Source organism: Terriglobales bacterium (assembly GCA_035764005.1).
Classification (GTDB): domain Bacteria; phylum Acidobacteriota; class Terriglobia; order Terriglobales; family Acidobacteriaceae; genus Gp1-AA112.
Window position 1 is genome coordinate 18,675 of sequence record DASTZZ010000098.1, and the last position, 22,777, is coordinate 41,451.

At 56.9% G+C, this 22,777-nt stretch carries 20 protein-coding genes and 1 tRNA gene; 9 read left to right on the top strand and 12 right to left on the bottom strand.

What is annotated here, in order from left to right:
• Window positions 1–176 precede the first annotated feature (176 nt).
• From VFU50_15850 to VFU50_15865, 4 genes are read left to right on the top strand one after another with little or no spacing between them, the layout of a single operon-like run.
• Entirely contained in the window at window positions 177–1,841 is a 1,665-nt protein-coding gene (locus VFU50_15850; protein HEU5234336.1) for an altronate dehydratase family protein, read from the top strand.
• A 32-nt stretch (window positions 1,842–1,873) separates the two neighbouring features.
• Window positions 1,874–2,638 (top strand): glucose 1-dehydrogenase, encoded by a 765-nt coding sequence (locus tag VFU50_15855; GenBank protein HEU5234337.1) that lies wholly within the window; start codon window positions 1,874–1,876, stop codon window positions 2,636–2,638.
• 23 nt (window positions 2,639–2,661) lie between these two features.
• Window positions 2,662–3,495: an amidohydrolase family protein gene (locus VFU50_15860; GenBank protein ID HEU5234338.1), complete on the top strand. Its 834-nt coding sequence runs from the start codon at window positions 2,662–2,664 to the stop codon at window positions 3,493–3,495.
• Window positions 3,479–4,261, top strand: a complete 783-nt coding sequence (locus VFU50_15865) for an SDR family oxidoreductase (GenBank protein ID HEU5234339.1) — start codon at window positions 3,479–3,481, stop codon at window positions 4,259–4,261. Before VFU50_15860 ends, VFU50_15865 begins: the two co-directional genes overlap by 17 nt.
• Window positions 4,262–4,366: 105 nt before the next feature.
• Here VFU50_15865 and VFU50_15870 read toward each other — a convergent pair whose 3' ends face one another.
• Both VFU50_15870 and VFU50_15875 read right to left on the bottom strand, forming a co-directional pair.
• Window positions 4,367–4,831 (bottom strand): MarR family transcriptional regulator, encoded by a 465-nt coding sequence (locus tag VFU50_15870; GenBank protein ID HEU5234340.1) that lies wholly within the window; start codon window positions 4,829–4,831, stop codon window positions 4,367–4,369.
• A gap of 59 nt (window positions 4,832–4,890) precedes the next feature.
• Window positions 4,891–4,980: transfer RNA gene (locus VFU50_15875), tRNA-Ser, on the bottom strand.
• Window positions 4,981–5,217: 237 nt separating this feature from the next.
• On the opposite strand from VFU50_15875, the gene VFU50_15880 reads away from it, so the two are divergent.
• Both VFU50_15880 and VFU50_15885 read left to right on the top strand, forming a co-directional pair.
• On the top strand, window positions 5,218–6,009 hold the full coding sequence (locus VFU50_15880) for a hypothetical protein (GenBank protein ID HEU5234341.1): 792 nt from the start codon (window positions 5,218–5,220) through the stop codon (window positions 6,007–6,009).
• A gap of 21 nt (window positions 6,010–6,030) precedes the next feature.
• The gene (locus VFU50_15885; protein ID HEU5234342.1) at window positions 6,031–6,384 is read left to right on the top strand and encodes a phage holin family protein; all 354 of its coding nucleotides are present in this window, start codon (window positions 6,031–6,033) and stop codon (window positions 6,382–6,384) included.
• Between the two features lie 32 nt (window positions 6,385–6,416).
• Here the strand turns inward: VFU50_15885 and VFU50_15890 are convergent, their stop codons facing one another.
• The 4 genes from VFU50_15890 to VFU50_15905 form a co-directional block, all read right to left on the bottom strand.
• Window positions 6,417–6,977, bottom strand: a complete 561-nt coding sequence (locus VFU50_15890; protein ID HEU5234343.1) for a hypothetical protein — start codon at window positions 6,975–6,977, stop codon at window positions 6,417–6,419.
• A 596-nt stretch (window positions 6,978–7,573) separates the two neighbouring features.
• On the bottom strand, window positions 7,574–8,182 hold the full coding sequence (locus tag VFU50_15895) for an RNA polymerase sigma factor (protein ID HEU5234344.1): 609 nt from the start codon (window positions 8,180–8,182) through the stop codon (window positions 7,574–7,576).
• 276 nt (window positions 8,183–8,458) lie between these two features.
• Entirely contained in the window at window positions 8,459–9,931 is a 1,473-nt protein-coding gene (gatB, locus tag VFU50_15900; GenBank protein ID HEU5234345.1) for an Asp-tRNA(Asn)/Glu-tRNA(Gln) amidotransferase subunit GatB, read from the bottom strand.
• A 47-nt stretch (window positions 9,932–9,978) separates the two neighbouring features.
• Entirely contained in the window at window positions 9,979–11,187 is a 1,209-nt protein-coding gene (locus tag VFU50_15905; GenBank protein ID HEU5234346.1) for an AI-2E family transporter, read from the bottom strand.
• A gap of 52 nt (window positions 11,188–11,239) precedes the next feature.
• Between VFU50_15905 and ruvX the strand changes: the two genes are divergently transcribed.
• Window positions 11,240–11,686, top strand: a complete 447-nt coding sequence (ruvX, locus tag VFU50_15910; protein HEU5234347.1) for a Holliday junction resolvase RuvX — start codon at window positions 11,240–11,242, stop codon at window positions 11,684–11,686.
• A 284-nt stretch (window positions 11,687–11,970) separates the two neighbouring features.
• Here ruvX and prmC read toward each other — a convergent pair whose 3' ends face one another.
• From prmC to VFU50_15925, 3 genes are all read right to left on the bottom strand, one after another.
• A complete protein-coding gene (prmC, locus tag VFU50_15915; protein ID HEU5234348.1) occupies window positions 11,971–12,813 on the bottom strand; it encodes a peptide chain release factor N(5)-glutamine methyltransferase in 843 nt (280 codons plus the stop codon).
• Between the two features lie 13 nt (window positions 12,814–12,826).
• Window positions 12,827–13,903 (bottom strand): peptide chain release factor 1, encoded by a 1,077-nt coding sequence (gene prfA / locus VFU50_15920; GenBank protein HEU5234349.1) that lies wholly within the window; start codon window positions 13,901–13,903, stop codon window positions 12,827–12,829.
• A gap of 102 nt (window positions 13,904–14,005) precedes the next feature.
• On the bottom strand, window positions 14,006–15,007 hold the full coding sequence (locus VFU50_15925) for a DUF1385 domain-containing protein (protein ID HEU5234350.1): 1,002 nt from the start codon (window positions 15,005–15,007) through the stop codon (window positions 14,006–14,008).
• Between the two features lie 158 nt (window positions 15,008–15,165).
• Here VFU50_15925 and VFU50_15930 point away from each other — a divergent pair, with 158 nt between their 5' ends.
• Window positions 15,166–15,561 (top strand): hypothetical protein, encoded by a 396-nt coding sequence (locus VFU50_15930; GenBank protein ID HEU5234351.1) that lies wholly within the window; start codon window positions 15,166–15,168, stop codon window positions 15,559–15,561.
• Window positions 15,562–15,651: 90 nt separating this feature from the next.
• A complete protein-coding gene (locus VFU50_15935; GenBank protein ID HEU5234352.1) occupies window positions 15,652–17,373 on the top strand; it encodes an ATP-dependent DNA ligase in 1,722 nt (573 codons plus the stop codon).
• A 103-nt stretch (window positions 17,374–17,476) separates the two neighbouring features.
• On the opposite strand, the gene VFU50_15940 is transcribed toward VFU50_15935, so the two are convergent.
• From VFU50_15940 to VFU50_15950, 3 genes are all read right to left on the bottom strand, one after another.
• Window positions 17,477–18,730, bottom strand: coding sequence for a class I SAM-dependent rRNA methyltransferase (locus VFU50_15940; protein HEU5234353.1), 1,254 nt, complete (start codon window positions 18,728–18,730; stop codon window positions 17,477–17,479).
• A 394-nt stretch (window positions 18,731–19,124) separates the two neighbouring features.
• Window positions 19,125–20,381, bottom strand: coding sequence for an OFA family MFS transporter (locus VFU50_15945; GenBank protein HEU5234354.1), 1,257 nt, complete (start codon window positions 20,379–20,381; stop codon window positions 19,125–19,127).
• Between the two features lie 24 nt (window positions 20,382–20,405).
• Window positions 20,406–22,691: an FdhF/YdeP family oxidoreductase gene (locus VFU50_15950; protein HEU5234355.1), complete on the bottom strand. Its 2,286-nt coding sequence runs from the start codon at window positions 22,689–22,691 to the stop codon at window positions 20,406–20,408.
• Window positions 22,692–22,777: the final 86 nt, after the last annotated feature.

Consider the following 22,777-nt stretch of genomic DNA (forward strand, 5'->3'; position numbering starts at 1 on the left):
TGCCGTTTGGATCGCATTTCCGCATTCGGAACAGATCGACTGCTCCTGGCAAACTCGCCGAAGCAGTCGACTTAGCCGGTTCAGTACGCAATACGATGGCTTGTGATTCCTGCACAACGGACTGAAAATGTTTCTGTTGCTGCCGCGCACGCTGGCGGCAGAGAGGCTGCACACAATTGCCCGAGATACTGACACAAACTCGCGTCTTAAAACTCGACCGCCAGGATGATGTCCTCATTGCGCTAACTGACCTGCGCGCCGGCGAGGAGATTCATTTTGGGAACGAGACCTGCAGGCTCGTCACCGGCGTTCCGGCTAAACATAAGTTCGCATTGCGTGACTTTGCCCTGGGCGATCGCATCACCATGTACGGCGTGACCGTTGGCAAAGCCATGCAGCCGATCCGCCGCGGCGAAGCGATCACAACACGCAATCTTCGCCACGAAGCCGCGGATTTTCATCAGAAGACCGGCACGTACGACTGGCACGCACCCGATGTCGCTAAGTGGAAGAAGCGCACGTTTTCCGGTTACCGTCGGGCCGATGGCCAGGTAGGCACGAGGAATTATTGGCTGGTTGTGCCGCTCGTCTTCTGTGAGAACCGCAACATTGACGTGTTGCGCAAAGCGTTCGATGAGGGACTCGGATACGCGCCTCCGCAGGTTTATCGCGAGCAGGTTTCCGACCTTGCCCGGTTATATCGCGAAGGGCGCGTTGACGCGATTAGAAATTATCAGCAGACCTCAGAAGATGGCCGGCAACAGCATCGCGGATTCTTCGAGAACGTCGATGGAGTGAAATTTCTCACGCACGAGCGCGGCTGCGGCGGCACGCGCGAGGATGCGCGCAATCTATGCGGCCTCATCGCCGGCTATCTGCATCATCCCAACGTTGCCGGCGCTACGGTGTTGAGCCTTGGGTGCCAGCACTCGCAGTCGGACATTCTGCGCGAAGAGATTCAGAAGCGCGATCCGCACTTCAACAAGCCGCTCATTCTGCTCGAGCAGCAGCGCAGTCCTTCGGAGCGCGCGATGCTCTCGCAGGCGATACGCGAGACTTTCCTGGGCATGGTCGAGGCCAACAAAATGAAGCGCGAGGACACATCGCTCGCGAGCCTGTGTGTTGGATTGAAGTGCGGAGGATCGGATGGATTTTCCGGGATTTCGGCGAATCCAGCCATAGGTCACGTTTCAGATATTCTTGCCGAGCTTGGCGGGAAAACAGTGCTCGCCGAATTTCCCGAGCTGTGCGGTGTGGAACAATCGCTGATCGATCGCGCCACCACACAAGCTGTCGCCGACCGCTTTATCGAGCTCATGCGGGATTATGCGGCGCGCGCAAAGGCCGTGCGAGCAGGCTTCGAGATGAATCCGTCGCCCGGCAACATCAAAGACGGTCTGATCACCGATGCGATGAAGTCGGCTGGCGCTGCGCGCAAAGGGGGAAGCTCGCCGGTGACAGGAGTTCTCGATTATCCCGAATACGCAACCACGTCCGGACTCAACCTGCTCTGTACTCCTGGGAGTGATGTCGAAGCGGTCACCGCGCAAGTCGGAGCTGGATGCAACGTCGTGCTGTTTACTACCGGACTGGGCACGCCAACGGGCAATCCCATTGCGCCGGTCATCAAAATTTCGACCAACACACAGCTGGCACAGCGCATGTCCGACGCTATCGACATCGATACCGGACAGATCATTGCCGGAGAAGAGACGGTGGAAGAAGCCGGCGAACGAGTGCTCGAATTCATTCTGAAGGTCGCGAGCGGCGAGGTGAAAACCAAAGCGGAACTGCTGGGGCAGGACGACTTCATCCCCTGGAAGCGAGGCGTTTCACTCTGAGCGCAAACGGCAACAACTCGGCGGCATTTCGGCTGGACGGCAAGAATGCTGTCGTCACCGGTGGAGCGAGCGGCATTGGCCGGGCCATCGCGATCAGCTTCGCTGAGGCCGGCGCGTCCGTCCACATCATTGAAGTCGATAAAAAGAATGCGGAAGAGACGACGCAGCAGATTCGCGATGCCGGAGGCACAGCTCAGTGGACGCTCTGCGATGTTTCCGATCAGAAGCAGGTCAGAGATGTTTTCGGGGGGATTGCGGCTGCAGGCACCATCAATATTCTTGTGAACAATGCCGGCGTATCCCATATTGGGAAGCTGGAGAGCACACCCGAAGACGAATTCGATCGCGTTTATCGCATTAACGTGAAGGGCGTTTACAACTGCATGTACGCGGCGCTCGGCGCTATGAAAGCTGCCGGTGGTGGCGTGATTCTGAATCTCGCCTCCATTGCCGGGCTTGCAGGACTCGCCGACCGCTTCGCGTACAGCATGAGCAAAGGTGCAGTGCTCACGATGACGTATTCCGTTGCACGCGATTACCTAAACCACAATATCCGCTGCAACTGCATCTCGCCGGCGCGCGTGCATACGCCGTTTGTCGACGGCTTCCTGCGTAAGAACTATCCCGGACGCGAGCAGGAGATGATGCAGAAACTCTCGCAGCTGCAGCCCATCGGCCGCATGGGGCAGCCCGAAGAAGTCGCATCGCTGGCGCTGTTCCTCTGCTCCGATGCCGCCGGTTTCATTACGGGAAGCAATTATCCCATCGACGGAGGATTTCTGAACCTGCACGGGTAGTGCTTCGTTCGGAGCCTCCGAGCATGCGCGTCGATTCTCACCAGCACTTCTGGCGCTACCATCCGGTTCGAGACGCCTGGATCACCGACGAAATGGCGCTGTTGAAGCGCGATTTTCTGCCGGCAGATCTTCTTCCCGAGCTGCGCGCTAACGGTATCGATGCGTGTGTGGCGGTACAGGCAGATCAATCAGAAGAGGAAACCCGCTTTCTGCTCGATCTTGCCGAAAACCATCACGAAGTCGCCGGAGTCGTAGGCTGGGTGGACCTGCTCGAAGATACAGTTGAAGAGCGACTCGCGCACTTTTCCCAATCCCGGAAGCTGCGCGGCTTTCGTCACATCGTTCAGGCGGAAGCCGACGATCGCTTTTTGATGAGGAAAGAGTTTCTGCGCGGAATCGGCATGCTTTCGCGATTTGGTTTCACGTATGACATTTTGATTTATGCCCGCCATCTGCACGTCGCGAATGAATTCGTGCAGCAATTTCCGGAACAGAAATTCGTTGTCGATCACATTGCGAAACCGCAGATCAAAGCTCGCGAGCTGGATGGATGGTCGCGTGGCATACGCGCCATTGCCAGGCATCCGAATGTCTGGTGCAAGGTGTCAGGTCTGGTAACCGAAGCAGATTGGAAGCGGTGGAGGGCAAGCGACTTCCGGCCATATCTCGACGTGGTGTTCGAGGCCTTCGGCGTGGATCGTCTGATGTTCGGGTCCGACTGGCCGGTGTGCCTGCTGGGCGGCAATTATGCCAAGGTAAAAGCTATCGTCGACGACTACACTCAGAGTTTCTCCTCAGCCGACAAAGACAAAATTTTCGGAGGGAATGCAGTGCGCTTCTATGGACTTGCAACTTAAGGACAAGGTTGTAGTCATCACCGGCGGCGCTAAGGGGATCGGCGGCGCGATTACGCGGGCTTGTGCTGAAGAGGGCGCGATTCCAGCGATCGTCGATCGCGACCAGGCGGCGCTCGCAGAAATCGAGAAACTGCTGACCGGGAAAAATCGACGCTGCCTTTGCATTTCCGCCGAGTTGAGCAAGGCCGCCGATTGTCGGCGTGCAATTGAACAAACACAGAAAACATTGGGCCGAATCGATGCCCTGATCAACAACGCCGGCGTCAACGACAAAGTTGGCCTGGAACACGGCAGCCCCGAAGAGTACGTCGCATCGCTCGAACGCAACCTGCTGCACTACTACAACATGGCGTACTTCGCGCTTCCCTTTTTGAAACAGGCGCGCGGCGCAATCGTGAACATCAGCTCCAAAACTGCGATTACCGGACAGGGCGGTACTTCGGGCTATGCCTCTTCCAAGGGCGCGATTCTGGCGCTTACGCGGGAGTGGGCCGCAGAGCTACTGCCCTACGAAATTCGCGTGAACGCCATCGTTCCGGCAGAAGTAATGACTCCGCTCTATCGGCAGTGGCTCGACACGTTCCCAAATCCGGAAGAAAAGCTGAAGATGATCGTGGCGAAAATTCCTCTCGGCAAACGAATGACACTGCCCGAAGAGATCGCCGCCATGGCCGTATTTCTGCTTTCACCGCGAGCAGGCCACACGACCGGTCAGCACATCTTTGTGGATGGCGGCTACACGCACCTGGATCGCGCATTGAGCTAACAGAACCGTCGGCGGTAGAGCGGGGTCCCCGGGAAGCGCCGGTTTTGCGCTTGCTGGGGTGCTAGCCGATGGGGCAGCCGCGTGTTTGCGGCTGCGTTATCACAATCAGCCTGTCGACGCCTTCTTGCGAGCTTCTAGCAACATCTCCGCAAGTTCGCGCAAACGGCTGATCCCGAGGTGTCCCAACTGCCGGCGGTGCATCTGCAGGATGGGTTCATCTAGCCGGGCGAGCATCTTCAGGCCGTCACGCGTGATCTTTGCCATAACTGTCCGACGGTCTTGGGGATCCCGACCCCGCTCGATGAGCTTTCGTCTCTCGAGACGATCGAGCAAACGAGTTACGTCGGGATCGCGTGTGATCATGCGATTGGCGATTTCGCCGCACGCAAGCCCATCAGGAGCTCCACGCAAGATTCGCAGCACGTTGTATTGCGTGGCCGACAGGTCGTCTTCTCTGAGTACTTGTACGATTCCACGCGAGAGCGAGTCAGTGGTGCGCAGCAACTCGAGATAGACGAGTTCTTCGAGACAGACCTTCTGGGTGATGCCGGAAGCCTTTGCTTTGCTCACAGCTCATTATTTGTTGTAACGAGCATCCGTCGCAAGGCGGGCAGAAAGTCTGGCGAATATGGCGGAGGGAGAGGGATTCGAACCCCCGATACCCTTTCGGGTATAGCGGTTTTCAAGACCGCCTGTTTCAACCGCTCACACATCCCTCCGCGGTTCTAAAAGATTATCTCATTCGCTCACGAGAATTCATCGATGGCACGATGCGCTGAGCCCGATTTTCCTGCTTCGAATGTTGATAAAGGACCTCGAATGCGCGAGCGCGATTTCATTGGCTCTGGCTTACCGAGGTAACACCTGGGTACCCGGTCGTAACCTCTGGCGGGCAATTCCAATTAAGGATTTCTAATTCCAGCGTTACTCTGCATTCTGCGCCATTTTCATTTTTTATGAAGAGCGAGTCCACCCTCACGCCTCGCAAAGAGACCGTCTACGACGGCCCGGAGGTGGACCTTTTTAAACCTCGCCAGCTCAAACCCACCGTCGCCGAGACCCATGCGGGAAAAGAGACGGTACACCAAGGCGAAATCCCTGATTTCATTAGCCGGCGTTTCAAGGGCAAACTCGAGCAAGAAGTTCCGCTGAAGCCGCAAACCGAAACCGTCCATCAAGGCCCAATTCCGGAAATGTTCGCGAAGCTCGGACGCATTGCGCATGACCTCGTGATGCCCGATAAGGAGACCATTTACCAGGGGCCGGAAGTTGTCTCCCGGCAAACCGTGGATCTAGCGCAGTTAAATTCGGAAACGGGAGAGAAGAAAGAAACGGTTTACGACGAGAGCAATTTCGTCGCCAAGCGTGTTGACACCAGCGCTGCCCGCGATCTGGTCACGCGCATGGTGCAGCGCGCATCGGTTCGGTTCTTCGCCGTGGCTGTCCTATCGGGAATCGAACTCTATGTATGCCGGGACAATTTGCCGATCGCCATCGCGTCGGGAATCATGGCATTCACGTTTGCCATCGTCGGCGTCCAGACATACAAGCTGAACTTGAAAGCCCTGCTCCTGGCGATCGGACTCTATGCCTTCAGCACTCTGTTCATGATTGCGAATGGGATCATGGAGGACCACATGCTGGAGATGCTCATTCCCCTGTTCTCGCGCGGCTTCATGATATATAACCTGCTCAGGACATACGGACTGCTCGTTGACCTTCATCTGCTCGAAGCTGAAATCTACTGACACGAGCGGCCGCTCCGCCGCATGATCAACGCACTCGTACGCTGGTTGCTGATGTCGCTCAGCCTGCTCATTGTTTCGTATATCGTTCCCGGCTTTTATGTCCGAAGTCTCGGCGCAGCGCTGGTCGCAGCCATCGTGTTCGGATTCCTGAACGCCACGCTGGGCCTGATAGTGAAGATCATCACTTTCCCACTAACGGTGCTTACGCTCGGGATTTTCTGGTTCATCATCAACGCGATCATCCTCGAGATCACGTCCGCGCTGGTGCCTGGATTCTTCATTCGACATTTCCTCTCGGCATTAGTGGGAGCTGTCGTGCTGATGTTCGTGAACATGCTCTTACGTGCGCTGGTGAGAGAAGTAGAAACCAGATAATCACAGCTACGTGGGGTAAGGGGAATCGGCCCTCACCTCAGCTTCGTCGCGGTCACCTCCAGGTCGAATCTGCCAGTTCCATCCACCTGGTCGGCGCTTCCGACAAGAGTTCTCTTTTCGAGTGGAACGATGCTTTCGGCCTGAATTTGAGTATTCCTGATAATTGGGGGCAGATTTCGATTTTCACTGGGTTGATCAGGAGGGACGCTGCTCACCTGGCTATTAGTGACCAGGACAACGGCCGCATCAGCGTCGTGCTCGACGCGACAATCAATATTCACACCGAGATCAACATACTGGTATTGCTGATTGGCCGTAGGAACGGGCACCCTGCTGCCGAGTCGAATGCTGCCTCGCTCTCCAGTACGCACCACCATGGTATAAGCGCGCGAGTTGACCTTCTTCCCATTCTGGATTTCAGAGAATACATATTCCAGCCGGTACACTGAATTCGATTGCGTGGCCGGTGGTGTCTTCTGTTCCTGTTTTTGCTCCTGCACGTGTTCTTGCTTCTGCTCCTGCGCCCAGCAAGAAACCGTGACAATGAGTACGACAACCAATACTGCCGGCTTAGCTATTTGTTTAAGAAACATCTCTTCATCTCCATTTTCAATACAGCGGCGAATTATCCCGTGGAGTTCCCTCCATCGGAGGAATGTTGATTGCAGGAATCGATAGTTCCTTTAGCGGCGAATCCGAATTGAGATGCGCTGTCTGCAGCAAGCCTGGTTGCGCTGCCAGTCGCAGGAGCAGACGTTCCTGTTCCGTTTCGGGCCGAGGAGTAGGGAATGCAGCTAATTTTGGCAACCGTTCGCGAGTCTGTTCTCTGGATACGGCATTTCTACTCACCCAAATCCGACCATGCCTGAGCCTGGCGGTAGCTGCGGCTCTGGAAGCTTGGCTTGTTCGTGTCGGGCTACTCACACGCTGAGCACTCGCCGGCTCTGCAGCACCATGCGCAAGCGTGGGCTCATGCCGGGTTGGTCTCAGCAAGGCGATAGCGAGCGCGATTAAAACAACTGCCGCTCCCGCCACTGCAATCGCTGGCCACCAAACCTTGCGCCGCGGTTCCGATGCGAGCCGCGCCAGCACGCGCTCCTCCAGTCGCATCCGCGGCTCGGCATTCGCCCTCGCTTGCAGTGCTGAGTCAAGCCAGTGATCGAAATTCTTTTGCTGATCGGATCTGTTTTCAGCGTCCATAACTTACACCTGTTAACTTCTGCAGCTTCTCCGCGAGCCGTTGGCGCGCGCGGAACACTCGCGCTCGCACTGAGGTCTCGCTTGTGCCGAGGACTCTCGCGGCTTCAGTGCTGCTCAACTCCTCGACCGAGGTGAGCAATAGGGCTTCGCGTTCTTTCCTTGGGAGCGCAGCAATAAGTCGATCAAGGAGGGCGAGCATCTCGCGCGATATCGCTTCGTGTTCCGTTCCACTCACGTGAACAAACGGCGGATGGATTCGTTCGTCGAACTCTTCCTGGCTCTGCTTCCTCGCGCTGCGATAGCGATCTACGGATACGCGCCACGCAATCCGCGCAAGCCATGCTTTCCCGTCACCGATGTCTTTTGCTCCATGCTTCGCGACTCGCAAGAAGACGTCCTGCACGATGTCCTCAGCGTCGGCATGATTGCGAACAACCGAGTAAGCGATGCGAAACACCAGCCGCGAATGCTCGCGCACCAGCCGTTCAACGTTCGGCGAAACGCCGCAGTCGGTCACGCAGCATGACTCCGCTTGTGCAAGATCGAAGGCCATCGCGCCGGAAATGGAGTGCTCCAGGCCACCCATGCTACGTCTCATGAGTGAAGAACGGGAGTTTAAGGGAATCGTTCGGATTTTTCAGTGCCTTTGGTCTTGTCATTCCGAACCGCCGGGGTTGGCGGTGAGGAATCCCTATCCATGTCTATGCGCGTGGATGGCACGGGCCTCTAGCAGCGTGGTAGAGAAGGCGCGAAATGAGAGTGCACTCAATTCAAATCTCCGCGTTCTAAAATTTGCGAATGCAGCCGGCATCGAGGCCATAGGGATTCCTCGCCGCCAAAATCGGGCGGTTCGGAATGACAAACATAAGAGCACCTAGCCGCCGAGCTTGCGCGTGAGGATCTCGTTGACCAGCGCAGGATTTGCCTGGCCCTTGGATGCTTTCATCACCTGGCCAACGAAGAATCCCGCGACGGTCTTCTTGCCGGCGCGGTATTGCTCGACCTGCTTGGGATTGGCGGCGATCACCTCGTCGATCATCTTTTCAATCGCAGACATATCGGTGATCTGCTGCGGCTTTTCCTGCTCGTAAATCGCGGGGAAATCCTGGTTGCGTTCGAAAGCCAGGTCGTAGAGGTCTTTGAGAATCTTGCCGGAGATCGTTCCGCTCTCAACCAGATCGGCGGACATTGCTACACCCTTCATGCTAATAGGCGATTGCTCGATTTCGAGCCCGCGAGTTTTCAGGCGGCCCATAATCTCGCTCTGCACCAGGTTGGCGACGCGCTTGGGATTCTTCGCCGATCGTGCAGCTTCTTCGAATTGGTCAGCCAGGGTGCGAGAAGCTGTGAGAACTGCAGCGTCGTAGGCGGTGATGCCGTATTGGGAAACCATGCGCTCGCGCCGTGCCTCCGGCATTTCAGGCAGGGAAGAGCGAATCTCTTGCTGCCGTTTCGCATCGACGATGAGTGGCAGCAGATCGGGTTCGGGGAAGTAGCGGTAATCGTGAGCTTCTTCCTTTGACCTCATGCTGTAGGTTCTGCCCTCGTTGGCATTGTAAAGACGCGTTTCCTGAACGACCTTTTCTCCGGATTCGACGATCTCGATCTGGCGTTCGATTTCGTACTCCAGCGCATCGCGAATGAAGCGGAAGGAGTTCACGTTTTTGACCTCGGCTTTGGTGCCGAGCTTCTGCTCGCCGCGTGGACGGATGCTTACATTCGCGTCACAACGTAGGGAGCCCTCTTCCATGTTGCAGTCGCTCACGCCGGTGTACAGGACGATCTCTTTCAGCCGCGTGAGGTATTCATAAGCTTCATCAGGCGAGCGCATGTCGGGCTCGCTGACGATCTCGATCAGAGGCACGCCGGAGCGGTTCAGATCGACATAAGTGAAGTGTGCCGAATCGGGAAGACCGTCGTGCAGGCTCTTGCCCGCATCTTCTTCCATGTGGAGGCGCGTGATGCCGATCCTTTTCGGGCCGTCGTTGGCCGAAGGTATGTCGATGAAGCCATGTTCGGCAATCGGTTTGTCATACTGGGAAATCTGGTATCCCTTGGGAAGGTCGGGATAGAAGTAATTCTTGCGGGCAAAGATCGAGCGCTCGCGAATCTGGCAGTGCAAGGCCATGGCCGCGCGCACCGCAAATTCGACTGCTTTGCTGTTCAAAACAGGAAGCGCGCCGGGCAATCCGAGACATACCGGGCAGACATTCGTGTTCGGAGGAGCGCCGAAGGCGGCCGAGCATCCGCAGAATGCCTTGGTTTTCGTAAGAAGCTGGACGTGCACCTCGAGTCCAATCACGGCCTCGTAGCGCGTGCGCACGTCAGGCGAAAGCAGGGTGGCCATTGCACAAATTATAGAGTGCTAGTTTCAATCTGGCAGGTGGATCAGGTTCAGGACGCCTTGGCTCGTCGCTTCTTACCGTCCAGCCCTTCGCCAAGCAGCCGCCCAAAGGGCTCCAGCCCTTCGACGTTGTCGCAAACGATCTTGATTGCTCCCAGAACGGGAACGGCGAGGATCAGACCCATGGCGCCCCAAATCCATCCCCAGATCAGCAGGCCGAGGGTTACAGCTAACGGATTCAATTCCAATCTGCCGCCAATCACTTTCGGATAGAGCACGTTCATTGAGAAAACGTGCAATCCAAGAATCACCACAGCAATGATGATGATGCCTGTTCCGTGCAGCACGCCAATGCCGGAGGCAATCGGAGGCAGCAGCGCAAGAACTATTCCAAGATATGGAATCAAACTGAGAAAACCACTGATGAGTCCGAGGAAATAAAAGTAGGGCAGGTGAAGGAAAGCAAATACGATCCCGCTGGCAATCGCCATAAAGATGCCAATGACGAAGTTGCCGACAATAAATCCCTTCATCATCTCCGAGATCTTTCCCATTGCGGAATACGCCTTCAGACGTTTTTCGCGCGGAAAGAGACATACGGTCGAGCGCCTCATGTGCTCCTCCCACGTGAGCATGAAGTAGACGATGAAAGGAATGAAGGCAATGGTGAGGAGAACCTCCCCGATGTTGGCTATTTCCGAGCCTCCGATGAGTCCGCGAATCCCGCTTTCCTGCTGAACTTTTACCGGAACCGCATTTTTGTCTTCACCGGGCATTACTCCCTGCGTGCTCTTCTGAATCTGCTCCGCACCCTTTTGGTACTTGCCCATCACTTTCTTGATTTCACTTTGCACTCTTGGCAGTTGGTGAGCGAAATCCACGGCACGCTGATAAAAGAAATAACTGAGTCCGTACAGAAGAGCGAGCACAAGCAAGACAGCAATTCCCGATCCCAATGTGCGAGGAATCTTGATTTTTCCCATGAGCCGAACAAACGGTTCGAGAATGTAAGCAATCAGAATGGAAGTAAAGATGGTCACCAAGACCAGCTTGGCAAAGTAACAGACTGCGAGGACGGCAAGGATCGTGAGGACAATCTGTGTAATCGTGGCCTTGCGAAGTTCTTCGTGGACCTCCTGAACGCCTTCGCCGAGGTCTTCGAGTTCCGCCGCCGTTTCCGCAGCAACATCATCCGCAACCGGAGTCGGACCCTTTAGCTGCTGCTCCGATCGTTTCGGCCATAGCGATTTTGAAGACACGGTGTCGGCTTCTCCTCGCAGGTAGGATGCTGAGCGCACCTATAATCGCAGCATGGAGGCAGAGCAAAATCACGTCAGAGGCCGCATCCTCGGCCTTGATGTTGGCGCACGTCGTATTGGAATTGCGGTCTCCGATCCGCTCGGCCTCACCGCCCAAGGACTTCCTACATTGCACCGTCGGAATCGCCGCTACGATCAATCGGAGCTGCGAAAAGTAGTCCGCGAATATGAGGTCAGCGAGATCGTGGTTGGAAATCCGCTCCGCATGAGCGGACAAACCGGTGCGCAGGCAGACAAAATGGCGGCTTTCGCTGAGCAAATCAAGCAGGAGCTTTCGTTGCCCGTGCATTTATGGGATGAGCGTCTAAGCACAGCGGAAGCTCACCGCCTCCTGGATGAAACCGGCATTCGCGATGCGCGACGCAAAGAAGTAATCGACAAAATGGCAGCGGTGCTGATTCTGCAGTCGTTCCTGGATGGGAGAGCAGCCAGAAGATAAGGCGGATCCTAGGCCCGGGCCGACATAAGCGCAGCCCAGCGGCGTAAGCCCTGGGTTAACCGTGCCTCTCGAATCCGAGCTTGTAAGGGCGGCATTTTGGGCGACCGGACAATGGAGTCATTCAGATCCAAATGGGAACGCCGCAACCTTGGAACCGGGAGAGTGCCCCGCCGAAGGATGGCGCCCTTACGGGGCTCCGATGACCCGATGTACATTCCCAGGACTTACGCTGCTGGGCTGCGCTTATTTCGGCCCTTTGGGGCCTGTGCTGCTTCTCAGTGGAATCATTTTCGCGCGATTACCACTCTGGGAATTCCGCGCAAGTCTGGCACCGAATGTACATCGTGCCAGTCACGCAGGAGTTGATGAATCTGCTGCTCTTGAGAAAAGCCGATCTCCATCACCAGCCATCCACCCGGCTTCAGAACCTGGCGCGCTTGCGGAATGAGGCGGCCGTAGATGTCCAGCCCTTGTTGTCCGCCGAACAGAGCACAATGCGGCTCGTGCTGGCGGACCTCAATCTGCAGCTTCTCGGCTTCGCTCTCGCCTACGTAAGGAGGATTGGAAATGACCATGTCGTACGTTCGGCCAAGATCAAGGTAGTTGCCTAGCAGATCGCCCTGAGCGAATTTGATGCGATCGCCGAATCCGAGCCGTTGGGCGTTACTACGTGCGATCTCGAGTGCCTCGGCTGAAATGTCTACGGCACCGATCTTGGCCGTTGGCAATTCGGAAGCGAGCGCCAACGCGATGCACCCTGATCCGGTGCCCACATCGACGATGCGCGGCGATTCGATATCGCGCAACAACTCCAGAGCGGCTTCAACCGAATGTTCCGTTTCGGGACGCGGTATCAATACCGCCGGAGTGACCAATAGGTCGAGCCCCCAGAACTCCTGATGTCTGGTGATGTACTGCAGCGGCTCTCCGCTCGCGCGCCGCTCGAGGAGTTGGTTATATCCGCTGAGCTCGCGGCAAGAGAGTTCCAAATCAGGATGTGCGTATAAGTATGCTCGGTCGCGTCCGAGGACGTGCATCAACAAAGTTTCGGCGTCGAGGCGGGCGTCGCCTCGGGCACTGGCCTCCAGGCGCTCTGTCGCTTGCTTGATGGTGAGATCGAGCCGCAAGGCTCCCTTCCTCTTAAACCGCCACCATCTCCTGCTTGAGCTTTTCCGCCTGGAAGTGCGCGATGAGCGCGTCGATGAGCGGCTGGATTTTTCCGTCCATCACTTCCGGAAGCTGGTGGATGGTTAAGCCGATGCGATGATCCGTGACGCGGTTCTGCGGGAAGTTGTAGGTGCGAATCTTCTCGCTGCGATCGCCGCTGCCAACTTGCGTCTTGCGCTCTTTGGCCAGCTCCGCCTGCTGACGCTCCAGCTCAACCTCATACAGACGTGAGCGTAGAACGCGCATGGCCTTTTCGCGGTTCTTAATCTGCGACTTTTCATCCTGACAGCTCACGACCGTGTTCGTTGGAATGTGCGTGATGCGGACGGCAGAGTAAGTCGTGTTCACCGACTGGCCGCCGGGACCTGAAGAGCAAAAAGTATCGATGCGAATGTCCTTGGCCTCGATTTTGATGTCTACGTCTTCGGCTTCGGGCAGCACAGCAACCGTGATGGCGGAAGTGTGCACGCGCCCCTGCTGTTCGGTTTCGGGAACGCGTTGTACGCGATGCACTCCACTTTCATATTTCAGCTTGGAGTAGGCGCCGTGACCTTCGATCATGGCAATGACTTCTTTCAGCCCACCGACTCCCGATTCGGAACTCGACAGGACTTCTACCTTCCAGCGCTGCGATTCGGCATAACGCGAGTACATACGGAACATTTCGGCGGCGAACAACGAAGACTCGTCCCCACCCGTACCGGCGCGAATTTCGAGGATCACGTTGCGCTCGTCGTTCGGGTCTTTGGGAAGGAGAAGCACCTTCAGCTCCTCTTCGGTCTTATCGAGCCGCGATTGCAGAGACGCCAACTCTTCCTCCGCCATTGCCTTCAGCTCCGCATCATGCTCGTCGGCAAGCATGGATTTCGTATCGGCGATGCCTCGCTTCAAATCCTTGTACTCGCGATAGCGGTCGACTATGGACGTGAGCTCGCTGTGCGCTTTCGCGGTCTTCTGATACCGCGACGAGTCGCTGATGATCTCCGGCGAAGCGAGCGCTTCGGTGAGTTCCTGATATTTATTTTCGATTTGGTCGAGTCGTTCAAACATGGTGGCTACCGGCTGCTGGCCACCTGCTTCCGGCCGCAGCAATCTGATATTGCGTTTTAAGAAAGGAAGGAGGGCAAAAAGACGAGTGCGCGGCGGGGGCCGCTAGGCAATCACCAGTTCGCCGCCGTTTTGCTTTTCGAGATCGAGAGCGGCGTCGAGGGCGGTGATTGCGCAGACTACTTGCTCGTCAGACGGTGGCTGGGTCGTGATCCTCTGCAGCCAAAGTCCCGGCTTCGTGAGCATCGCGAAAAGCGAATTGCGCTTCTTCGCTGCGTAGCGGATCAGCTCATACGAGATGCCGGCGATAAACGGCAGCGCGATGATGCGCAGCGCGAACTTGCCCCAAAAGGTCTGAATCGGGAACAGACTGTAAACGATGATGCAGATCAGCATCACCGTCATCAGGAAGCTGGTGCCGCAGCGCGGATGCCATGTGACGAAGCTCTGTGCGCGCGGTACATCCACCGGCTCGCCAGTTTCGAAAGCAAACACCGTCTTGTGCTCGGCGCCGTGATACTCGTACACGCGATGGATGTCATTGGCCAGCGAGATTCCCCAGACGAAGAGCAGGAACAAGCCAATACGAATCGCGCCATCAACAAGATTGAAGAGAATCTGATTGCCCAGTGTGGGAAATGCGTGCTTTAGACCGGTAGCTGCGAGCAGCGGGAGGAACTTGTAGAACAGAATGAAAAAACCGAGTGAGAGGACGATGTTGACGGTCGCCATCCATCCGCTGATCTCGAGCTTCTCCTGAGGCTTTGAGCCTTCCGAAGGCTTGCCGGTCATCTCTTCCAAAGCTACGTTCGCCGAGAACTTCAGAGCACGAAAGCCGAGCATCATCGCATAACCAAGCGTCACGACTCCGCGAACGACCGGCCAACCCATCCACTTGCGCTTGTCCGAGGGACGCTTCAGCAGGTCTGAATGCGTGACCGTCTCGCCCGACTGCTTGCGAACCGTGATGCCCCACGCATGGGGCGTACGCATCATGACTCCTTCGAGCACAGCCTGGCCGCCGACGAGGGTCTCCTCTCCGCTCTCAAGAGCGGGAAGCAGCTGAGTCGCCGCCAGTAGTCGAAGGTATTGTTTCCAGTAAGTCATGCCTGCCCAGCGCCAAAGTGGTAACCTGTAACAGTTACCAGCAAAACTCTTCCATTATACGTTAGGCACGTGCCAACGCCGCGCGTATGGTATCGGGTCAGTGCCTCGCGCAACTTTTTGCCAGATCTTCAGTTTGGCAGTTACGAACCCTCATTTCGATGAGTAATTTACCTGAGAAGATTCAATCAGCCACCCAGGAGCTTCGCCGCCTTCAGGAGGAGATCCAGACCTCGACGACGGCTCCAAATCTGGCGGAGGCCGATTCTAATGCTATTCGCGAGTTCAAGGCGGCGATCGGCTATGTACGGCAGCTTCTCTGGAATCTGATTCAAGCTGACACCCTTCAAAGGGGGCAGAGTGTCGACGAGGAAGTCCGCAGCCTGCGCCTGCAGCGCGTGACCGAAATGCTGCACGCGATCCAGCAAGAAGCCAAAGTGCGAAAGTTGACACCCACTCCCGCTACAGTAACCTTCTTGAATGCTGTGCATGACATTGCCGACGCCGCTTTCGAGCGACATTCGGGTTCAGGAACGGAAGTCGATAAGGCGAGCTAGGTGGCTAGGGTTGCCAAGTAGTCAGCGTTCAGTGGCAAACCGCTTTGCCGATTGCTGACTGCGGATTACTTTTCCCGCTACCATCCTTCCATGCTGCGCTTCGCCCAGCTCTGTGAAGCTGTTGCTGCAACCCCGAAGAAGCTGGAGAAGCGCAGGCTCGTCGCCGAGTACTTTTGCGCGCAGCCGGAGCAGACTGCTTCACAGGCGGCCATTTTCCTCTCCGGCGATGTCTATCCCGCATTTTCTGAGCGTACGCTCAACGTCGGTGGCTCGATCGTTTGGCGAGCCGTGCAGCAGATCACCGGAGCTTCTGAACAGGAGATGTCGGCAGCTTATCGGCGAACCGGAGATCTCGGAGCCGCTGCCCACCTTATATGGCCTGCGAAGTTCACCGGCTCCCTCCTCACTCTTCCCGATTTGACAAAGCTACTTGATGACATCGCAGTCGCGCATGGTCCGGCCGCAAAGCTGGAGAGAGTGACAGCCCTGCTGAGACAATGCTCGGCTCTCGAAGCAAAGTATGCGATCAAAATCATCGTTGGTGATTTGCGCATTGGAATGCGCGAGAGTCTGGTCGAGGAAGCAATTGCCGCAGCCTACGGCAAACCGGAATCAGCCGTACGACGTGCCAACATGCTGCTCGGCGATATCGGCGAAACGTTGCGTCTGGCTGCAGAAGACCGGCTGACTGAAGCACAGATGCGGCTCTTCCACCCGATCGGCTTTATGCTCGCTGCGGAAGTGAAATCGAGTGACGAAGCCCTGTCGTATTTCGAGGATGCCCAGGTGGAGGACAAATACGACGGCGTTCGCGCGCAAGTCCATTGCGGTGAGGGTAAAGTACGCATCTTCTCGCGGACGCAGGACGACATCGCCGAATCATTTCCCGAATTGATACCGGTGTTCGCAGGTGTGCGCACGCAATTGGTCCTCGATGGCGAGATTCTTGCCTGGGGAACGGATGCAAGCGGCGCCGCATCTGCAGGGAGCGCTTTGCCATTCTCTGCTCTACAGAAAAGGCTCGGTCGCAAGCGCGTCACCGAAAAGATGATGCGCGAGGTTCCTGTCGTATACGTCGCCTTCGATGTACTCTTCGCTGGCGATGAGATGGTCATCGATCGTCCGCTGCGGGAACGATCTGAGCTTCTGGCGCAGATCATTGCAGAAATGCCCGCAACCACATCCAGTGATGGCTTCTCTGAGCAGGGCAGCCTTTCTTTTGACGAAGAAACAGCCATGGTATCGATGCCTCGCATATTCCGCGCGCCTTTTGCCGCTGCGCACACATCGGAAGACATCGATCGCATCTTCGTCGAGGCGCGTGCCCGCGGAAATGAAGGTTTGATGATTAAGAATCGCACTTCTCTCTATGCTCCCGGCCGGCGTGGACACGCTTGGCTCAAGATGAAGCGCGAACTGGCGACGCTCGATTGCGTAGTTACCGCAGTCGAGTTTGGAAACGGCAAGCGCGCCGGCGTCTTGAGCGACTACACCTTCGCCGTTCGCGGAGAGAATGGCCGCCTGATGAATGTGGGCAAAGCCTACTCAGGATTGACCGACGCCGAGATTGCAGAGATGACCGAATGGTTCAAGCAGCACACGCTGGCCGACTTCGGTCACTCACGCCTGGTCGAACCGAAGATCGTGCTGGAAGTAGCGTTCAACAACATCATGCGTTCCGATCGGCACGAGAGCGGCTTCGCTCTGCGCTTCCCGCGTATTGTGCGCCTGCGTCCAGACAAGCCGCCGGAAGAGGCGGATACAGTGAAGCGCGTAGAAGAGATCTACTTGAGCCAGCATCGGGCGGAATAAGAAGGCGCTCGGCACTCGGCTGTCGGCGTTCGGCCAGTGGACTGTTTAGCTTCACCGAAAAGGTTACTGGCCGAAAGCTGACAGCCGAAAGCCGACAGCGTGTTTATTCAACGTATGCAATCACGCACTTCAAATACGCCGTTTCGGGAATGCCGGCGACCACCGGATGATCCTGGCTCTGGCCCCGCACTTCGAGCAGGCGGATGCGGCGATGTGCATCACGTGCGGCTTCAGCGAGCATGGAGAGGAAATCGTCCTGGCCGACATGATGCGAGCACGAGCAGGTCACGAGGATGCCGCCAGGCTCCAACATCCTCAGGGCGCGCAGATTCAGCTCTTTATACCCGCGAAGAGCGGTTGGGAGAGCGCGTTTAGTTTTGGCAAAGGCCGGGGGATCCAGGACGATTGTGCCGAACTTCCGGCCAGCGTCTGACCAGTCGCGCAGAAGGTCAAAGGCATTGCCTTCGATCCATTCGATCTCTGGCGCGCGTAGTGAATCACGATTGAGTGCGAAGTTCTCTTCTGCGGCTTCGAGTGCCTCGCGGGAGGCGTCCACGCCGGTAACTTGCGAGCAAACGCGCGAGAGATGCAGAGCAAATCCGCCTCGATAGCAGAAAACGTCCATCGCCGCTCCGCGAGCGTAGCACTCGGCGGCAGCGTAGTTCTCCCGCTGATCGAGAAAAGCGCCCGTCTTTTGACCTCCCAAAGCGTCGTACTGAAAACGCAACGCAGGCGAACTAGCCGTAGCGTTCATTTCAACTGTGGTGTTTGATTTCGATCCGGCGATCAGGCCGCCTGCAATCGCGGGCAGCTCTTCCAGTTCGCGAATACGCGTCTCGACGCGCTCCACAATTCCCGCCGGTCGCATTTCATCGCGCAACGTTTGCACAACGGAATTTCGAACTTCGGCGCGATCCATAGCCTGGGTTAGAACCTGAAAGGCGAGCACATCGTTATAGCGATCGACGATCAATCCGGGCAATTGGTCGGCTTCGCTGAAGACGACGCGATACGCGTTTGACCGCTCAGGAATTCCGAGGCGCTCACGATAGGCGATGGCGGCGCGTATGCGTTCTATGACGATGCCGGGCAGATCGCGGCTCGAGCATTCGCGTTCCGAGATCATTCGCAGCGCGATTTGGGAGGTAGAACTCGATAACGCGTAGCCAAGAGTGCGGTCGAGTTGGTCCGCGATACGAACCACCTCACCTCTCGGTAACTCGATTTCAGGGTCCAAATCCGAGCGATACGTCCAAGGGTGACCAGAACGCAGGCGCGCCGCTGCGCGGGTATTGACTCGAACGCTGAATGACGAAAGAGCTACAGGTGGCGAACTGCGAACGCGGGGGGCGGGCATTCGTGCTCGATTGTAAGTCGTCCCTGTCGCTCAAGGAACGACCGGCACCGAACATAGTTCGGTGTATCACGAATGTAAGGCGAAAGTCAAGACATTCTTGAGCGCGCGGCAGCGGTCCGTTCCCATTTTGGAATGCATCGGCGCGGGAAAATCGTGGATAGGCTGTAATCGCAACTTCTTTCGCTGTTCGGAACAAGACTCCGCCCAGCCGCAAGTCCGTAAGACGTTGCGCGTCAGAGAGTTGCACGAATCATTCGCGGTTCGCACGCGGCAATTTTAAAACTTACGCTGTTAAGTACGCTGTTATGTTCGCTGTTCTCAGAAAAACTGCGTCCCGGCAGCCATCGACCCGCGATCCCAGGGCGCGTCAACCGCTGGCTCAATTGTCAGCGGTTCAGCTTGCCGCTTTGAGCTGAGTTACGACTGCACTCTCTTTCGTCGGACGTCGCGCGATGAGCGGCAACACCAGCGACGCTGCCATGACGATCGCAATAACGTAGATCCCCGTCGTGTACTGTCCTGTCACTTGCCGCAGGCGCGCAATCATGATGGGAGACGGAATCGCGCCGGCTCCCCAGGCCAGCAGAATCCAGCCATAGATTCCGCCCATGTACTTGGCGCCGAAGTAGTCGGCGGTGAAAGAGGGCATGGTACCGAAGCCGCCGCCGTAGCAGAGGCCGATGATGGCGAAGGCGATGCTAAATACGGTTACGTTTGAAATGTGCGGCAGGGAGAAGAACACCACGACCTGAATGAGAAAGAGCAGGAAGTAAACTCGTGCTCTCCCGATATGGTCTGAGACCCAGGCCCAGAAGACGCGGCCGAGTCCATTGAAAATAGAGATCACGCCCACCATGCCCGCCGCCTGCACGGCAGTCATGCGGATCATCTGCTGCGCCATGGGCGATGCTTGACTGATGATCATGATTCCGGCGGAGACATTCAGAAAGAGCATCGCCCACAACAGATAGAACTGCCACGTCGCGACCGCTTCTTTCACGGTGTAATCGTAAGTACCCGCCGCCTTGGAAACCGCAGTCTTCGGCTGCCATCCGGGGAGAGTCCAACCTTGGGGAGGATTCGCGTAGAACTGGGCGGCCACGACGACGCCGATGAAATATACGATTCCGAGAGTAAGAAAAGTCGCTGGAACACCTTTGGAGAGAATCTCGCGCGCGGCGAATGGACTCATCACGAGAGCGCCAAATCCGTATCCGCAAACCGCTACGCCGGTCATCAGGCCGCGCTTATCGGGAAACCACTTCACTAGTGTTGCGACGGGCGTGATGTATCCCATTCCCATTCCCAATCCGCCGATCACGCCGTAACTGAGGTAGAGCCCACTTAGGGAATGCTTGCCGGCCGCCAGCGAGGCGAGCATGTAACTCACGCCGTAAAGTATGCCGGCCACAGTTGCTACTTTGCGCGGACCAACGCGGTCCATCCACAAGCCGCCAATCACCGTGCCCACGCCGAGAAACAGAATGGCAAGGGTGAACGTTAAGGAGACTTGCGTGAGTGTCCAATGCTCGACGCCGATCAGAGGTTTGACAAAGACGCTCCAGCCATAAGCAGCGCCCAGGCAGATTTGCATCACCACCGCGGCAACTGCGATCCCCCAGCGGTTCGGGATATTGTTAGAAGGCATCATCTTCGTCTCCTTGCGTTCTCTTGCTCAAGCCACAGCTACCGCGGCATCTCCTACCAGGCAGGTTGCTCCAACGATCTCGACAGTCGCGTTGTAATCGGGCACGCCACTGGCATCGAGGCGGCCGGCGGGAATCAGAACGTTGATCTCCGGCCAATGTGCTGCCAGAACTCCGGGGCGGATACGATCCACGCGCACGCGTCCTTGGAACTCGCCTGACTGATTTCGCAGTGTGATTGGATCACCGTTCTTTAAGCTCAGACGCTCGGCGTCTTCGGTGGAGATGATCACGTCGTCACGTCGCGCTCCGGTGAGTGGGTCGGTCTCATCGTGGATGATGCTGTTGAACTGCTTGCCGCGCCGCGTGGTGAGCAGGAACTGGCCTGCGGGCACGTGCTCGTCCGGGAGCTCGACCGCGGAGAAATGACCTTTGCCGTCGGGTGTGAGGCATTTGTCGACGAGCAAGCGGCTGCCGCCGTATTGGAAGTTATCGCCCTTGTATTTGAGGTTGGCGATGCCTTTATAGGTAGGACAGACGCGCTCGATTTCGTTACGAATGTCCTGTGTATCGGCCCAGGCGAACGCGTTCTGCGCTCGCGCGGGATCGAGCTTGCGCGCGACCAAAACGGGAATCTCCCACTCGTCTTTCGTTTCAGGAATGCGCGGACCAGCGATCTCCGGACTGAAGATAACGCGTCGCTCCGTACTGGTCTCACTGCCGCCACCACGTTGCTCGTAGCGTGTGCGGGCGGGAAAGAGGACGACTGTATCGGCAGGATCGACAAGCATTGTCGGATTCACCACGATGTCCTGATGAACGCGCAGCTTGATTTTTCCCAGAGCTCGATCGACTAACTCCGGCTGCGGCAGCGTCTGCTTGAAGTTGCCGCCGCTTTGCCACAGCGCATCGATCTCACCGCGTTCGGCTGCCAGGACCATATGGGCCGCAGGCATTCCCTTCCAACTCGGGGGCTCAAAGCCCCACATTTGCGGCGCTGCGAATCGTTTCGCGTTGTCTTCTGTTACGGGAAAGCCCATGACGTATGCGGACGGCATGCCTCCCATTTCGGCACCGCCCTGCACGCCGCTGTGCCCGCGAATGGGCATCAATCCTGTATGCGGCCGCCCGATGTTTCCACGCGAGAGCTGCAGGTTGACGATGGCGCGAACGTTATCAGTCCCGTATCGGTGCTGCGTGATTCCCATGCTCCAGACCACGATCGCGTGTCGCGCCTGCCCGAACATTTTGGCGAAACGGAACATATCGGCGCGAGTCTGACCGGCGGATCGCTCCAGCGCCTCCCAGGAAAGTGAGCGGGCTTTGGCTTCGATCTGTTCCCAACCTGCAGTGCGCGCGGCGATGAAGTCGCGATTGATCCAGTTGTTCTCGATCAGGTGCTTAATGGCGCCATAGAAGAAGGCAATGTCGCCGCCCGCATGTACCTGAAAGAAATCGTCGGCAAGCTTGGTGCCGAACAACGCGCTCTCCATCACCGACGGAACCCAGTACCGTTCCATTCCGGGCTCAGCGTAAGGATTCACTACAACAATCTTTGTCCCGGCCTTCTTCGCGTAGTAAAGATACTTGGTCGTGACTGGCTGATTGTTGGCCGGATTCGCTCCGACAAAGACGATCAGATCGCTGCCGATCCAGTCGGAGTATGAGCACGTCGTTGCTGCGCATCCGACCGTCGCCATGAGCCCGGCTGTGCTTGGCGCATGGCAGATGCGTGCGCTCGTATCGACATGATTTGTCCCAATGAATCGCGCAACTTTCTGATGCGCATAGTAGGCTTCGTTCGTCAGCCCGCGCGATGTCAGGAACCATGCGACACGCTTCGGATCGATGCCCTTGAGTTGCTCGGCAACGATCTCGATGGCCTCATCCCACGAAACGCGCGTAAATCCTTTTTCACCTTTGCGTCGGACCATCGGAACGGCCAGTCGTCCCAGCTTGCGCAGCTTCTTTTCTGACGTCTCTCGCAGAGGCGCGACATCTTCGAGCAGATGCCAGTCCATCGCCGGCATGGTGTTCAAGCGCAGAAGCTGCAGCCGGACCGCGCACAGATGAATGCCTTTCATCGTCCAGTCATGCATGCCGCTGGTGCCCAGCGAGCATCCATCGCAGCAGCCGTCGCGCAGAATGCGATAGGCATACCCCAGGTTGTCGCGGTTCTCCCAGGCGACATCGAGCATTTCTTTGTAGCTGTTGGGATGCTGCTGATTCAGGCCATAAGGAATGAGGCTGACCCAACTCTTCGGATTCCACCGCGAATTGCCTTTCTCGGCAGAACCCTGCACTGGACGTGCCACAAACACCTCCCGGAGCGAAAAGCAAACCAGGGACGCTGGGGAGTCGCGTCCTAAAACGGCAAATGCCGAAACTGCCCGACAAATCT

Coding starts and splice junctions, on each gene's coding strand:
- VFU50_15880 (HEU5234341.1), top strand. CDS start 5,218: ATGAAGAGCGAGTCCACCCTCACGCCTCGCAAAGAGACCGTCTACGAC.
- VFU50_15885 (HEU5234342.1), top strand. CDS start 6,031: ATGATCAACGCACTCGTACGCTGGTTGCTGATGTCGCTCAGCCTGCTC.
- VFU50_15865 (HEU5234339.1), top strand. CDS start 3,479: ATGGACTTGCAACTTAAGGACAAGGTTGTAGTCATCACCGGCGGCGCT.
- VFU50_15860 (HEU5234338.1), top strand. CDS start 2,662: ATGCGCGTCGATTCTCACCAGCACTTCTGGCGCTACCATCCGGTTCGA.
- VFU50_15930 (HEU5234351.1), top strand. CDS start 15,166: ATGAGTAATTTACCTGAGAAGATTCAATCAGCCACCCAGGAGCTTCGC.
- VFU50_15925 (HEU5234350.1), bottom strand. CDS start 15,007: ATGACTTACTGGAAACAATACCTTCGACTACTGGCGGCGACTCAGCTG.
- ruvX (HEU5234347.1), top strand. CDS start 11,240: ATGGAGGCAGAGCAAAATCACGTCAGAGGCCGCATCCTCGGCCTTGAT.
- VFU50_15895 (HEU5234344.1), bottom strand. CDS start 8,182: ATGAGACGTAGCATGGGTGGCCTGGAGCACTCCATTTCCGGCGCGATG.
- prfA (HEU5234349.1), bottom strand. CDS start 13,903: ATGTTTGAACGACTCGACCAAATCGAAAATAAATATCAGGAACTCACC.
- VFU50_15940 (HEU5234353.1), bottom strand. CDS start 18,730: ATGCCCGCCCCCCGCGTTCGCAGTTCGCCACCTGTAGCTCTTTCGTCA.
- gatB (HEU5234345.1), bottom strand. CDS start 9,931: ATGGCCACCCTGCTTTCGCCTGACGTGCGCACGCGCTACGAGGCCGTG.
- VFU50_15945 (HEU5234354.1), bottom strand. CDS start 20,381: ATGATGCCTTCTAACAATATCCCGAACCGCTGGGGGATCGCAGTTGCC.
- VFU50_15935 (HEU5234352.1), top strand. CDS start 15,652: ATGCTGCGCTTCGCCCAGCTCTGTGAAGCTGTTGCTGCAACCCCGAAG.
- VFU50_15890 (HEU5234343.1), bottom strand. CDS start 6,977: ATGTTTCTTAAACAAATAGCTAAGCCGGCAGTATTGGTTGTCGTACTC.